At 39.0% G+C, this 13663-nt stretch carries 11 protein-coding genes; 4 read left to right on the plus strand and 7 right to left on the minus strand.

All coding sequences use genetic code 11. The features are described 5' to 3' along the window. Window positions 1-24: 24 nt before the first annotated feature. The 6 genes from I6N95_RS03990 to I6N95_RS04015 form a co-directional block, all read right to left on the minus strand. A complete protein-coding gene (locus I6N95_RS03990) occupies window positions 25-768 on the minus strand; it encodes a WxL domain-containing protein (protein ID WP_209525060.1) in 744 nt (247 codons plus the stop codon). A 47-nt stretch (window positions 769-815) separates the two neighbouring features. Then, window positions 816-1607, minus strand: a complete 792-nt coding sequence (locus tag I6N95_RS03995) for a WxL domain-containing protein (RefSeq protein ID WP_209525061.1) — start codon at window positions 1605-1607, stop codon at window positions 816-818. Continuing rightward, window positions 1597-1917: an LPXTG cell wall anchor domain-containing protein gene (locus tag I6N95_RS04000; protein WP_209525062.1), complete on the minus strand. Its 321-nt coding sequence runs from the start codon at window positions 1915-1917 to the stop codon at window positions 1597-1599. Before I6N95_RS04000 ends, I6N95_RS03995 begins: the two co-directional genes overlap by 11 nt. A 16-nt stretch (window positions 1918-1933) precedes the next feature. After that, window positions 1934-4642 (minus strand): pectate lyase-like adhesive domain-containing protein, encoded by a 2709-nt coding sequence (locus I6N95_RS04005; RefSeq protein WP_209525063.1) that lies wholly within the window; start codon window positions 4640-4642, stop codon window positions 1934-1936. A gap of 711 nt (window positions 4643-5353) precedes the next feature. Then, window positions 5354-6241, minus strand: coding sequence for an alpha/beta fold hydrolase (locus I6N95_RS04010; protein WP_209525064.1), 888 nt, complete (start codon window positions 6239-6241; stop codon window positions 5354-5356). A gap of 110 nt (window positions 6242-6351) precedes the next feature. After that, window positions 6352-7017 carry an MIP/aquaporin family protein gene (locus I6N95_RS04015; protein ID WP_209525065.1) on the minus strand — a complete coding sequence of 222 codons (666 nt, stop codon included), beginning with the start codon at window positions 7015-7017 and terminating at the stop codon, window positions 6352-6354. A gap of 821 nt (window positions 7018-7838) precedes the next feature. On the opposite strand from I6N95_RS04015, the gene I6N95_RS04020 reads away from it, so the two are divergent. Together I6N95_RS04020 and I6N95_RS04025 are read left to right on the plus strand one after the other, a co-directional pair. Next, window positions 7839-8702 carry a helix-turn-helix domain-containing protein gene (locus tag I6N95_RS04020; protein ID WP_209525066.1) on the plus strand — a complete coding sequence of 288 codons (864 nt, stop codon included), beginning with the start codon at window positions 7839-7841 and terminating at the stop codon, window positions 8700-8702. 436 nt (window positions 8703-9138) lie between these two features. Next, a complete protein-coding gene (locus I6N95_RS04025) occupies window positions 9139-9468 on the plus strand; it encodes a hypothetical protein (protein ID WP_209525067.1) in 330 nt (109 codons plus the stop codon). 221 nt (window positions 9469-9689) lie between these two features. Here I6N95_RS04025 and I6N95_RS04030 read toward each other — a convergent pair whose 3' ends face one another. Further along, window positions 9690-10226: a TetR/AcrR family transcriptional regulator C-terminal domain-containing protein gene (locus tag I6N95_RS04030; RefSeq protein WP_209525068.1), complete on the minus strand. Its 537-nt coding sequence runs from the start codon at window positions 10224-10226 to the stop codon at window positions 9690-9692. 139 nt (window positions 10227-10365) lie between these two features. Between I6N95_RS04030 and I6N95_RS04035 the strand changes: the two genes are divergently transcribed. Both I6N95_RS04035 and I6N95_RS04040 read left to right on the plus strand, forming a co-directional pair. Beyond that, on the plus strand, window positions 10366-12309 hold the full coding sequence (locus I6N95_RS04035) for an NAD(P)/FAD-dependent oxidoreductase (RefSeq protein ID WP_209525069.1): 1944 nt from the start codon (window positions 10366-10368) through the stop codon (window positions 12307-12309). 83 nt (window positions 12310-12392) lie between these two features. Then, entirely contained in the window at window positions 12393-13487 is a 1095-nt protein-coding gene (locus tag I6N95_RS04040; protein WP_209525070.1) for an NAD(P)-dependent alcohol dehydrogenase, read from the plus strand. Window positions 13488-13663 lie beyond the last annotated feature (176 nt).

The following is a 13663-nucleotide window of genomic DNA, read 5'->3' on the forward strand; positions in this document are numbered from 1 at the left end:
GTTTATTAAGTCTTAATTGATGAACTAGTCTAAATTAGCGATCGTCCATGTGATATCTGCTGTGTACTCTTCGTCTACTGAAAGTGGTGTCGACGCTGGGACTGTTAAGATAACTGATTTATCCATATTAGCATCTGTTGAAGTTCCATATTCTACTGTATAGGTTCCCCAACCTTTGCCTGCTGCTGCATTAGCAACGGGGGCTGATGAACCATCAGATTCTAATAAAACTGTCGCATTTGTTTGGATGTCACCTTTATCGGCTTGATCAGAATTTAAAAATGGATTTGCAAATGAGATTGTTGCGCCACCAATTTCGTCTTGAGTTGTTTCACTTGTAAATTTCTTTGTCATGGCCGCCGATAATTGCCAGCCTTGTTTAGTGGAGCCAGAACGTTTATCTGTCACTTGGACGTAATTACCACGCTCAACTTTCTCACCATCTTTTGTAATGGTCGTTGCTTGTGCTTCATAAACACCAGCGTTTGCTGATGGAGTTAAGGTTTGTTCGCCAAATTTAAGAACTGAAACAAAGTCAACTGACAATGGTCCTTGTTCTGTTTGGGTCGTGCCTTCACCTGGATCAACTTCTACTTCTTTGCCTGGCTCTTCTGGATCTGTTGGACCTGTAATAGATTTGTCTTCTAAGAAGGTTACCGTTCCCTTACCAGTTAAGTCTTCACTTGCGGCCAAAGCTTGGGGAGCTACCATTCCTAATGCTAATGATCCTAATAATACTGCACCTGCTAATTTTTGTAATTTCATCATACTATTTCCTCCTAGAATTTTTCTGTTTTTTGTACTGCTTTATCATGCTATGACAACTCGGCTATTGTCCAAGTTAACACCGTTGTGTATTTGACCGGATCTTTTATTGTTTTTCCCGGCACGAACAATGAGATTGCTTCATTTTTAAACGTTGGTTTATTGGTTAACGGGTCAGTTAGGGCTGAACCATCTGCATTTAGACGTGGTTTTAGCGTGCTTTCACTGCCCTCTGTTTCACCTGATGAACCAAATTGAATGGCCCATGTACCATTGCCTTTGCCCCGTTCAGCAGTTGCGATGGGATAAGAGGCGCCGATTTGATTAATTTCAATGGCATCCTTCATAATCGTCGGTTGAAGCTGCTGACCCATAGTGGAATTCGCCCATTGTTTGTCTAGGGACAGAACGGCTCCTTTTAATTCTTTGTTTTTAGTTGTACTGTTTGAAAATTGTGTTTCTTGCTTGACGGTTAACTCCCAACCTGCCACTGTGCCACGGTTATCTGTGACTTGAACATAATTGGCTCGGGCCGGCGTCTCATCCTTAAATAACTGAGCGTCAGCAAAATAAGTCTGATCGTCTTTTGAAATAGCTTGAGCGCCAAAATTAAATTTTGGGACTAAATCCAAGCGTAGCGGCCCCTCTGTCTTAATAATCGGTTCAGCAGGCTCCACCACTTCACCTGGTTTTTCAGGATCAATCGGTGGTGTTTCACTATCACTTGAATGAAATGTGACTGTCCCTTTGCTAGTTGTTCCTTGAGCTTCAGCAGTCGTCGTTATTAGACCACTTAAGGCCAGAAGTGTGACTAATGCGAAAGTAGTACATTTAATCTTCACTTGACCCCTCCTTACTTCGTCGTTGTTTCCAAAACCATATCCCGACTAGCAAGATGATACCTGCTCCCACTAAGTAAGAAGATGTCTTTTTTTCGCCAGTTTGAGGTAAGCTCAAGTGTTTTGTAGGGATCTTGCCAGACTGTGTCACTGATTCCTCAGACTCTGGCTTCTGAGAAGGACCGCTGTCTTCATAATAGAAGGCTACTTCGCCTCGATTACCAGCACTACCAGCAAACGTATTTAATGGAAATGCCATGAATACAGCAAGGGCAACGCTTATTAATACTATCGTAACTTTGTTTCTGCTCAATGATTTCACCCTTTCTTTATTCAATCGTATCGCGTAGACTCCATTTCACCGTGCCAGTGTAACTGCCATTAGTTTTAGGAACGACATCTTCTTTGGCTTGGATTTTTAAGCCGTTTTGATCACTCCCTTTGCCCCAAGCGTTCGTAATATTGTAAGTTGAGGCTAAATCGTTGGGACCGTTGCTATAGATGGTTTGAGGACTGGCTGTTAAGGTTAGCAATTGATTGTTGTAATGATATTTCATCGCCCCTACTAGCACATCGCCATCATTGGTCATTTCTTCTACAACCTGAACTGTTACTTCCCATTTATCTCGAGCACCACGGGTATCTTCGATGATTAAAGCATCATCAATACTGCTTTTATCGGCACCAATTAACTGAGTGTAATCACGTATGTTCAGAGAACCAAACGCAACATTAGCTGGTGCTGAGATCATCGTGAGGGTCCCATTAACTGAAATGATTGTCCCTGCCTTAAATGTCGCATCGCTATAGTTGAGATCGGTGACAGGATTACTATTTCCAATTTCATTGTTAGTGATAGGAGGTGTCTCTAGATCCGCAGCCCCAGATTTATCTTGCAAAATAATCTGAATCTTATCGTCTTGAGTGAGAGTCCCCTCAGGTATCGTGATCAACCATCTTCCCTCATTATTAACGGTGGTATTCCAAGCTGGTTGGGCTACGCCATTTAAGGTAAAGCTAACGTTAGCATTGACTTCACCTGTGCCCGTCAATTCTTTAGTGGACGGGCTAACTCGTTCTGCCTTATCTACTTTGGCTGGTTCTGGTGGTGTCACATCGATGACCGTTGTTTTCACCGCTTCTTCACTTTCCCACGGGCCTCGAACTGCTGTTGCAAACATCTCTTTAGTCGCTTCATTAAACCGAGTATCAGTAAACGTCGCATACCCATCATCAGCAGTCGATGCTTCATGTGTCTCACCAAACGTGTCTGTATAAGTTACTTTTGCCTGATTTGCCGATGCAAAAACTTCTTCTAGCACGACATTCCCAAACTCATCAAAGGTATTTCCTGGGGTGTAGCCAATTAATACTTTTGCCTGATACGATTTATCAGCATCAGTGACAGGTGACCATTGGACTTCCGGTTTAGTGTTCATCCCGGCAATCCGGCGGTAGTTATTCACTGTGAAATTACTCAAACTTGGTTCAGACGTGGTCACATTAGCTGTGCCACCGCCATTCTTCACGCTAAAATTATCAACTAACGCGTAGGTTTCTTGAGACGGACCGCCAACCAGCTTCCCAACATTCCACAAGTCTATGTCTGATTCTTTAATCGAAAAGACATTCGTCGCATTGTTCATGGCAAGTGCTCGGCCACGGTCATTGTTATTCCGAATATCAAAACCGGCTGGGTTATCAAGGGTTAAGGTGTGACCACCTGCCCCTTGCAGATTTACAACGCCACCTGTTGTATTGCCTACAATATACAGGCTACCTCCTGGTTCCACTGTTAAATTCGAATTGTTGGCACTGTATTGAAGTACTTCACCATTTCCACGGCTCAGTAAGTTAACAACTGCCCCATCTTTAATGGTCATTTGAGAATTTGGCTGATCAAAACGCACCGCGTTCCCATTCATATTCGCATTGTAGATAGAATTTTCACCAACCGTTAAGCTAGCGTAATGATGAAAAACCGCTGGATAAGTAGTGCCGTTTGAGGAATTTTTTAGGACCACTCGGCTATTGTCTCCAATAGTAAATTCTTGACTCTTACTTGTGGACGCCGCATTGGTGGAATTTTCCACAAACCAGACAGCAGAATAATTGGCATAAGTCACTTCACCGTACCAGTCTGTCTTGTCATCAATAACCACGCTTCCTGCATAATAATTTTCCTCTGTTGTATGCAGGCTCATCTTACCGTATACTTGCACTTCCGATTGATAGGCTCTGATAAAACGCCCCACTCGATTTCCGTTAACTGGTACCGTTGTGATGTTCCCTGTCCGAAATGTCCATCCCGCAACATTTGCAGTAAAGTTAGTCCCATTGACAAAGGCATAGTAGCCTGCCGCGGTTAACCCATTGTCAAGTCGTTGTTGAGCGACCATATCATGGATATGGAAAAAGCCAATTCCATCTGTTGGACTATTTATCTCCAAGCTTCGTCGATTTAGATGTAAGGTATGACCCCTCCCATCGATTTCAATTGATGTTCGTCGCAGGTTAAGTGCCTGATTACTACTGTTACTAATGTCGGTAGTTAAAATAATCTTTGTCACCGTTCCATCATTATAAGCCGTTCTAAATTCAGACCAGTCGGCTACTTCTACTACTTTCTCTTCTGGATTAAAGCCGATTTCCATATTGGCTGCCTCATTAGCTGCTGCTATTTCTTCTGGTGTCGCAGAGACAAAACCACTCTCAGAGGCAGTTGCCATCTTTAGTTGTGAGTGAGTATTTTGCCATCCTGTGTCAACTGCTTGAATCACATCTTCAGCTGCTGACATTTCAGGAACTACTGCCTCATTGCGTTCTGAAGAATCAATGGTTTCTTCTGTGCTAGTATCTTCTAGACTTTCGATACTTTTTTGATTGTCACTACGTTCAGTGTCTTCAGTACTTTCTGTTGACTCTTCATCTTCAATAACTGCCGCCTTAACTTCAGTCATACTAGGTACAGCTATACTCGTCATCAGGCTACCTAAAACCAACGTGGTCATCAGTACACGTAAGTAATGATTTTTCATTCTTGTCCTCCTTTATTTAAATTTTTGAAATGCCTTTTGTTTCTTAACTACATACATAGTATAAATCAAAAATACAGGCCGGCCGTGTCGTCTTTTTCGTAAATCAACCGCTTTTTTGAGACAAAGTTCCTAATAATAAACCAAATACTTTTCGTTATATATACCATATACAAAAAAATAAAAAGCTTTTCTCCTTTATAAGGCTATTATCTTTTTTGATACCCTTGTATAAAAATGAAACATAAAAAAAACGAAAAATCGGCTATATAATTTATATAACCTAATTACTAAGTATTTTGAAACAAGTCACAGCTAATTCTTGTTAGCCAATTGCTTCTATATAATATCAGCTAAATCTCGACATAACTTTTAAACGTTTGATTGTTGTTCTTCCCTAATAAAAGCAAAACTTTGATGAGGTGGCTGAATATGGTCTTTAATTCATTGTTAATTAATTTACCGGTAGTCTGATTAATTTCACCATGGAAATTATGGAGCTAATATCTGTGGAATACCAAAATCCCCCACTGATCGCTGCTTTTCAAGCGCAGCGATCAGCGGGGGGAATCGTGAATACCGATTAGGAGACCTCACGATTTAGATGGGGAACTTGTTCATTTTAAATAACACGAAAAGACTCCCGTCAACACTCTATAGTTGAACATCCTTTGACCCTTTTTAGTTTAACGCCAATGATAGTTCTGTTTATATTTAGTCAAAAGAATCAAGATCACGATACCATAAGAATTTAATAATCGCCTCATCTGCTTCTGGATTCTCATGCAATAAGGTATGTTGACTCCGTATGCCTGTTAATTTGATTTCGTTATAACTAGCAACGTTATCTTTTACAATCTCCCCTAAAGCTAAGGCACTTTCAACTTTAACAATGCTGTCACTTTCTGTTCCATTTTCTACGTCACCATAGATGTTTAGCACCCTTAGATCTTCTGGAAGCTTATTTCTCTCAACCATAAAATAAGTAAAATTATCATCGAAGTTGCGAATTCCTTCTTCTGATTTTTCTAATTTATATACTTGACTCATAATTGTGTGTGCCACATTGCCTTTAAAAGGAGAACCTAGCGTAATTAATTTAGACACGCGAGGCACAGATTCTTGAAACGTCTTAATTTGTGTCAAATAATGTAAGGATGTTACCCCTCCCATCGAATGCCCAATTAAATTAACTTTTTGAACCTCTAATTTATCATGCAAAAATACCATAACTGATTTTAACCACTCAGCTTGAAGTTCTGCTGGTGCATCATTATTATCAAAGAATACCTGAATTACCGGTTTTAAGTATCCTTGTGTCTGCCCCCATGTTCCGTTAACAAATACTTCACCATCTTCAGCAACTTCTATCTCCAATGCTTTATATGCAACGTTTTGCTTATGCATCCGCTGCAACATCCCTTGCATTGTTCGTTTGTTTCCATTAACCCCATGGAGAATGACCGTCGGGATTGCCTCTTCTTTTTGATGACCGATGGATAACCGACTAAATCTTTTACGATTAATTGCTTTGGCTAATAAGAAACTACTTACTGTAAGAGTTCCAGCTATTAACGCTGCATTTCTAATACTTTTTTTCATATGATTCCTCCTCTATCTGATTATTGACTGATTCTCAACTTCAATTATTGTCTTTGTTAATTTCTCCAATCTCTTTAGCACACTCAAACTAGATTAATCGATCAAAATAATTAATTTTCTGTGAACAAAAAAAATTTCCCAACAAAAGCGGCTATTGTCGCACCCAAAAAGGGCGCAACTATGAATACCCAAACTTGAGAAAGAGCTTCACCTCCAACGAATAGGGCTGGCGCTATACTTCTTGCAGGGTTAACAGACGTTCCAGTGATTCTTGTGCCCACTAAATGGACTAAGATGAGCCCCATGCCGCTAATAACACCGGCCATATTTGGATTCCTACGTTTCCCTGTGGCAGAGATAACGATTAGGACAAAGATAAAAGTTAAAAGTACCTCACTAGAAAAAGCAAACCAAGGACCAACTGAATCAAAACTATTCTGCCCTAAATTATCAGATGCATTAGGGTTTGAGGTTAATAATAATTTTAATGTATAAGATCCTGCACAAGCTCCGACTAGTTGACTAATAACATAGTACACCAAAACATTCAACTCAATTCGCTTATTTAAAAAGAATGCTAAACTAACGGCCGGATTTAAGTGTGCCCCTGAATCTCTGGACACACTGTAACTCGCCGCTATTAAGGCTAGTCCAAAAGCAAGTGATACCAGCAATACTCCGATTTGAGTCTCTTTTCCTCCAATAACAGCTGTTGCTGTCCCTATAAATACAAGTATAAATGTACCAATCATTTCTGACATTGCCTTAATAAACATTCTCCAAACCTCCTTACAGCAGTTTACTCTTACATGCTCGCTAAGAATTAACAGCCCTTTTCAATGATTTAAACATATAATGTGACCCTCGCCTATTTCTATAGGGTATTCTTGTCTTCCTTTTAAATCATTCGCACAAAAGGACAGGTATCAATGAACATAATTAATTAAGCTCTCTTTTATTTCTCATTTAAGAAATGATATTCTGAACGTTACTACCTGTACGACTCCTCCTAAACAATCCAATGGGACTATCTATTCGGATTGATTCACGGATGTATATACTCACTATTTCTGTTTTGTTTCTCTTAAAATTATCACGAATTCTATCATTTTCTAAATTATTACACTATAATAGAAACACAATCTTTTTTGCAGTGCTTAAAGATTGAATTGACCTGTCTAAAATCACCAATTAAATAAGTAATGCTACTTTCGATTATTAGTAAAAAGGCGTTCTACTTATCCCTAGTTCTCATATGTGACAATTCGCAATGACCATCGACATATGGCGATTCTTTGTCATGTTGCATGATTGTCTTCCAGGAGATGTTCATATAGCTACTGTTAAATAATTACAAACACTTCTTTCCGATTGTGATTAAAGGAACAAACCAGTGACGCTATAGGCACCAATTATGTTGCGGAGCACCTATCCGTCACTCCTGCAATTTTGATAAAGAAGTGAAAAGTAGCATTCTCAGCCACTATAATTACCACTATTCACCGAATCACCTATCAATTTATAAAAAGTATACAGATTTAAAGTGTAGCTCACTAGAAAGCACTATACACAATCAACTTAATTAGGAGAATGCCCCATGAATGATAATTATGGAAAAGTATTTCGTGTCATCAGAATCAGTCAAAATCTAACACTAAAAGAAGTTTCACAAGGCGTAGTATCTCTTTCTTACCTCAGTAAATTCGAAACGGGAAAAACTAACATAACTTTGTCTATATTTCTGAAATTACTTGATAAAATTAATGTCAAAATTGATGAATTCATTTTTTTTTGTAATAATTCCTTTTATCATTTCAATGAACTTGCCTCACAAATTTCAACAGCTTACCGAGAAACAAACACTTCCAAATTATGTCAGCTTCAGGAAACAGAAAAAAAATTATTTTTAGCAACTCGAAAAAAATCTCATCAAATAAATAGTATTATGATAGCCGCAGCTATTATTGACCTGAATCCAAGCCACTCTATCCCTAAAAAAGACTTGAAAATTATGTCTGATTACTTATTACAAATTCCTTTTTGGACATCTTATAATCTTTTTATTCTCAGTAATTCCCATGCTATTATTTCTCCTTACTTACTGATTACACTGATTCAAGAAATAAGAAGACTCGATGCTAATAAAAGTGTCGAGTACTCATGTCCTAGTGAATTAATTTTGCTGCTTCATCATGCCGCTATCACATTTTTACGAATTGATGAGATAGAACAAGCTATTTTAGCTTACAAGTACGCAAAAAAGCTACTTAAATCAGGGTTTCTCTTCGAAAAAAATCGTAGCCTCTTTATAAAGGGACTTATCATTATCACTCAAGGCAAAACATACGAAGGGATCACACTGGCGACTAAAGCCATTAGTGTTCTAGAAACATTAGAGGTTCCTCTAGTAAATAGGTATGTGATTGAATTAAAAAAGACAATTGAAAAAGTGAAACACTAGGTTATAACGCCAGACTGGTCTCTTCTACCTAAAGCACAGGAATATTACTTCCTAATGATCGGTCAACCAAAGGCTAACGTTTCCTACTGTTCACTGCTTTTCGTGTCCTTTATGTAATATTACTATCCCTTTCGGTGGCTCATACAACAGCTAACACTTAATGGTCCTGTTAAATTATCTCGTCGAGACACTCCCACTCACATGTAAAAGTGTACTTGGTTATGAATGGATACAGCTCATTAAAAAATAAAGCGCTCCTACATAAAATCTACACATCTATCCACCATAATAGTAATAAATTAAGAAAGAGGTGCCGAAAGTGAAACGAAAGAAACCTGTATTATTTTTAATGATGAGTCTTTTAACAATCTCAACCACACCTGTAACTGCTTTAGCCAGATCTCACGGAAATATGGAAAATCAGAGGGGTACTCACATGGAAAAGCACTCAGCAACTCACCATCGTGACACTGCAACAGAATCACAAAACAATTCAGAGCAAGCAACGCCTGAAGAACCTCGTTATCATCGCCAAAACGCCATGAATCATATGGGCAGTGAGCCTAGTGTCGGAACTAGTAACTACGATACAACGGAGGGCAATGCAACTGTTCAAATGACTCCGATTAATACTAACACTCAACAAACCACTTGCCAATACCAAGCGTCCTGTGAGTATCGAACTGAGGAAAGTGGAACTCAACACCAGCATAATTGGACAAAACAAGCATTTGATTACTATTCAAGATGTTTGCCAACAGTTTAAGTAACACAACTGGAGAAGCTGACAGTTAGGTAGACAAAGTATTAACTCACGTTCGACGAAAAGCTTCACATGATCAGTCTCTTAAAAATGACAAAAGCAGGCATCTGTCAACCAATTATTTGACAGATGCCTGCTTTTGTCTATGTATTGACAGTATGCTTAGCATTTATACTTAAGATAATGATCATTGTCTGACGAACTTCCTCAAAAGAGGAAGCGCTTTAAACATAGTAGTGTTGAATCGCTTCGGGCATGCTTTTATAGATAAGTTCTCCGAGTTTATCTGCTTCGATCGCCATATCATCTTTAAACCATTTTAGAACCATGCTCGTGACACCGTGCCAATAAAGTTCGTGAATAAAGCTCTCATCAAGAGAAAGTCGATTTTCACCAATATGTTCGATGGAATAGCCAATCAAAAATTCAAAATAGCTTTCTTCAAATGAATTTTGTCCTCTATATGAACTAAGGTTTAAGTAGATCGTTCTATTTTGTTGCATTAATTTAAAACTATCCGTCATGGAGCAAATAAAGTTTTTGCTTCTTTGAAATTTTTTTATGGACGTTATTGTTTTATAGAGATGAAGAAAAATGATTAGATCAAATTTATCATAGAAATGATTATAGAATGTTTGTCTAGACATGCCGCATTTTTTCATAATAGTAGAAACAGAAATTTTCTCAATGGGTTGTTTTTCCAGCAGCTCTTCAGTGGCTTTTACGATCAGCAATTTGGTTTCATTAAATAAGTGATACATTCAATTACCTTCTTTCTGCGTGACATACCGCTAATAAGGGACTGTGATGCAACTAAATTATAGCAAATTTAAGTTGGAACAAAATTAAGTTTTAAAGTGAAGTTTTTCACTAAAGATAAAAATTGAAAGGATGATGGGAATGAGTTACGAAAAATTATTTTCTAGAGGAAGCATTGGAACCATGGATTTAAAGAACCGCATTGTTATGACTGCTATGGGGACGGGATTTGCCCGTTACGATGGAGAAGCGACGGATGAAATTATTAGATTTTATGAAGAACGGGCCAAAGGAGGCTGTGGTTTAATTATTACAGAAATCACTCGAGTGGACGAAGAAACGGGGATTGGTTTGACTAATCAACTGAGTATTTCCTCCGATCGCGCTATTCGCAAATTGACAGAATTAGTTGATGCGGTACAACAACATGACTGTAAAATTATGTTGCAGCTTCATCATCCCGGTAGACAAACCGCCAGCATCCAAATTGGTGGTAAACAAGCTGTAGCCCCTAGTGGAATTGCCTGTAAAGTGATCGGCGAAGTTCCCAGAGAAATGACAACCACAGAATGTGAAGAAATGGTGCAGAAGTTTGTAGCTGGTGCATTGCGGGCAAAAATGGCGGGTTTTGATGGTGTCGAAGTTCATGCGGCACACGGCTATTTGATCAATCAATTTTTAAGTCCTTACTCAAATCAGCGAACGGATAAATATGGTGGAGATTTTGCTAAACGTTTTGCTTTTCTGGAGGAAATCATTTTAGGCATTCAAAAAGTGTGTGGCATAGCTTATCCAATTATGGTTCGAATCAGTGCTTCCGAATACACAGAGGGTGGCTTGACGATCGAAGATGCTGTTGCCATTTCAAAAAAACTGGAGACAATGGGCGTCGCTGCAATTGATGTCAGTGCTGGCACTTATGAATCAAACTATGCCATTATGGAACCGCAACAACTAGCAGAAGGTTGGAAAAAACAATTAGCTAAAGAAGTCAAAAAAAATGTAACGATCCCTGTTGTGGCAGTCAATAATATCAAGCGTCCAGCTTTTGCAGAAAAGCTGTTAGAAGAAGACGTTTGTGATTTTATCGGTATTGCTAGGGGACAGTTAGCAGATCCAGAATGGGCCAATAAAGCATACATGGGCAATGATGTGCTAATTCGTAAATGTCTAGGTTGTTTACATTGCAGTTATTCAGTTGTTCTATCCAAACCCCTTCAATGTACCGTTAATCCACGCCTTGGTCGAGAAACAAGATATAATGACGCAAACCTTGTTCAAAACGGCACAGGGAAAAAAATAATCGTAGTTGGTGGTGGGCCAGCTGGCATGCAAGCCGCCATGGTCTTAGCTAAAAGAAAATTTGCTGTCACCCTTTTAGAAAAAAGTAATGCCTTAGGTGGCTTAGTGAAAACAGCGGAAGTCCCGCCTCATAAAGAAATGTTAGGAGAATTTATCAAAACTCAACTAGCAGAGCTCGAATTACATAACGTTGAGGTTAAGTTAAACGTGGAAGCTACTGCTGACATCGTAAAAAAATTAAATCCCTATGGAGTTGTTTACGCTGTCGGTGGGGAAAGTATTGTACCAAACAGTATTCCGGGAATTTTTAAAGGCCACGTTTGGACTGCTAATGACGTTTTAACTCATAAAGTCTCGTTGGCAGAAAAGAAAATTGCCGTGATCGGAGCAGGTGTAACAGGTTTAGAAACAGCCGAAGTTTTAGCGGAAAAAAATCAGGTCACGATTTATGAAAGAGACTCAGAAATAGCTCTAGGTTTAAACGGGGTTGTCAAAATGTTCTTGTTAAATAGTTTAGCAGAAAAAAATGTGGTTATTAACACAAATCATTTGCTAAAACAGGTTGAAGATACCTCTATTACGGTTCTTAAAGACAATCTAAAAGAAATAACTGCTGAGGTTGATGCGGTTGTTTTAGCAATGGGAGTCTCCTCAAATAAAGACAGACTAAAAGAATTCCAAAATGAATTTCATCATCTATTGGTTGTTGGTGACGCACAAAAGCCCGGCCAAATTTACGATGCTCTTAAGACTGCTAACGATAAAGCTTTTGCCTTTAATTAAGCTTCATTACCTTTGGCATTCTTATCACATGTTACTGAAAAATTTATGTTGTTCCCGATAATAAGCGTGAAAGGAAGAGGAAAATGAAAGTTAAAGCGGCTTTAATTGAAGAAAAGAATAGTGATTTCAAACTGACCGATCTTGAATTAGACGATCCCAAAGAATACGAGGTTCTTACTAAAATTATAGCAACCGGTATTTGTCATAGTGATGTTGCCGGGAAAGCTGGTTTATGGACCGAACCGCCACTTGTTTTAGGTCATGAAGGGGCAGGAATCGTCCAAAAAGTCGGCGAAAAAGTGACCAATGTTCAGGTAGGTGACCATGTTGTTTTAAGTGTGCCATATTGCGATGAATGTGACAATTGTCAAGAGGGCAATACTAGCTTGTGTTTGCGGGTATCAGAATTATCCACTATGGGCACTATGAGGGATGGCACCAGTCGGATTTCGAAAGATGGCAAACGCATTCATTGCTTTTTTGGTCAATCTTCTTTTACAACTTATGCCGTTACCCACTACACGAGCGTTATTAAAATTGATCAAAGTGTCCCCTTAAAACTGATGGGTCCCCTAGGATGCGGCTTTCAAACAGGCGCAGCATCCGTTCTCGAATTTTTTAAGGCAGAACCTGGTTCTTCAATTGCGGTCTTTGGCTGTGGCTCTGTTGGTCTTGCGGCCATCATGGCAGCCAAAATCGCAGGTTGTAAAACAATTATTGCCGTAGGTGGAACACCGCCAAAATTGGAATTGGCACTTGAAATTGGAGCCACCCACACGATTAATCGCTTAGAAACTCCCGACATTCCTGAAGCAATTAGAAGTATCGTTCATTCAGGTGTTAATTATAGTATCGATACAACCGGCAATCAAAAAATGATTGATGCGGCCATTTACTCGTTAACGTCAAAAGGACAAGCCATGCTTCATGCCGTTGGCGCTGATCCAACGGTGCCAGTAATGTACATGATGGGACATTGGATTAATGTAGGTAGTGCGCCTGAAGGTGGGGCCGATACTCAGGCGTTTATCCCAAGGTTAGTTCAGTATTATAAAGACGGTTTATTTCCAGTTGAAAAGTTAATATCTTTTTATCAGTTCAATGAAATCGAACAAGCCTTTGCTGATATGAATGCTGGTAAAGTAATTAAACCAGTGTTACTTATTAATGAGGAATAAAGTCGGTTTGTTCCCGCGTCATCAGAGATAAATACACGCTCCAATCAGGCTTTTGGAGCGTGTTTATCTCATCATCATCACAAAAAAAATAGTGAGTCTGGGCTTCTTTCCCAGACTCACTATTTTTGCGTCAACACACATCATTAAAATCTAACATGCATTTGCTTTTGATTGTA

Origin of the sequence: Vagococcus allomyrinae (assembly GCF_017829975.1) — a bacterium.
In the GTDB taxonomy this organism is placed as follows: Bacteria; Bacillota; Bacilli; order Lactobacillales; family Vagococcaceae; genus Vagococcus_D; species Vagococcus_D allomyrinae.

Coding starts and splice junctions, on each gene's coding strand:
- I6N95_RS03990 (WP_209525060.1), bottom strand. CDS start 768: ATGATGAAATTACAAAAATTAGCAGGTGCAGTATTATTAGGATCATTA.
- I6N95_RS04005 (WP_209525063.1), bottom strand. CDS start 4,642: ATGAAAAATCATTACTTACGTGTACTGATGACCACGTTGGTTTTAGGT.
- I6N95_RS04010 (WP_209525064.1), bottom strand. CDS start 6,241: ATGAAAAAAAGTATTAGAAATGCAGCGTTAATAGCTGGAACTCTTACA.
- I6N95_RS04015 (WP_209525065.1), bottom strand. CDS start 7,017: ATGTTTATTAAGGCAATGTCAGAAATGATTGGTACATTTATACTTGTA.
- I6N95_RS04020 (WP_209525066.1), top strand. CDS start 7,839: ATGAATGATAATTATGGAAAAGTATTTCGTGTCATCAGAATCAGTCAA.
- I6N95_RS04025 (WP_209525067.1), top strand. CDS start 9,139: ATGGAAAAGCACTCAGCAACTCACCATCGTGACACTGCAACAGAATCA.
- I6N95_RS04030 (WP_209525068.1), bottom strand. CDS start 10,226: ATGTATCACTTATTTAATGAAACCAAATTGCTGATCGTAAAAGCCACT.
- I6N95_RS04035 (WP_209525069.1), top strand. CDS start 10,366: ATGAGTTACGAAAAATTATTTTCTAGAGGAAGCATTGGAACCATGGAT.
- I6N95_RS04040 (WP_209525070.1), top strand. CDS start 12,393: ATGAAAGTTAAAGCGGCTTTAATTGAAGAAAAGAATAGTGATTTCAAA.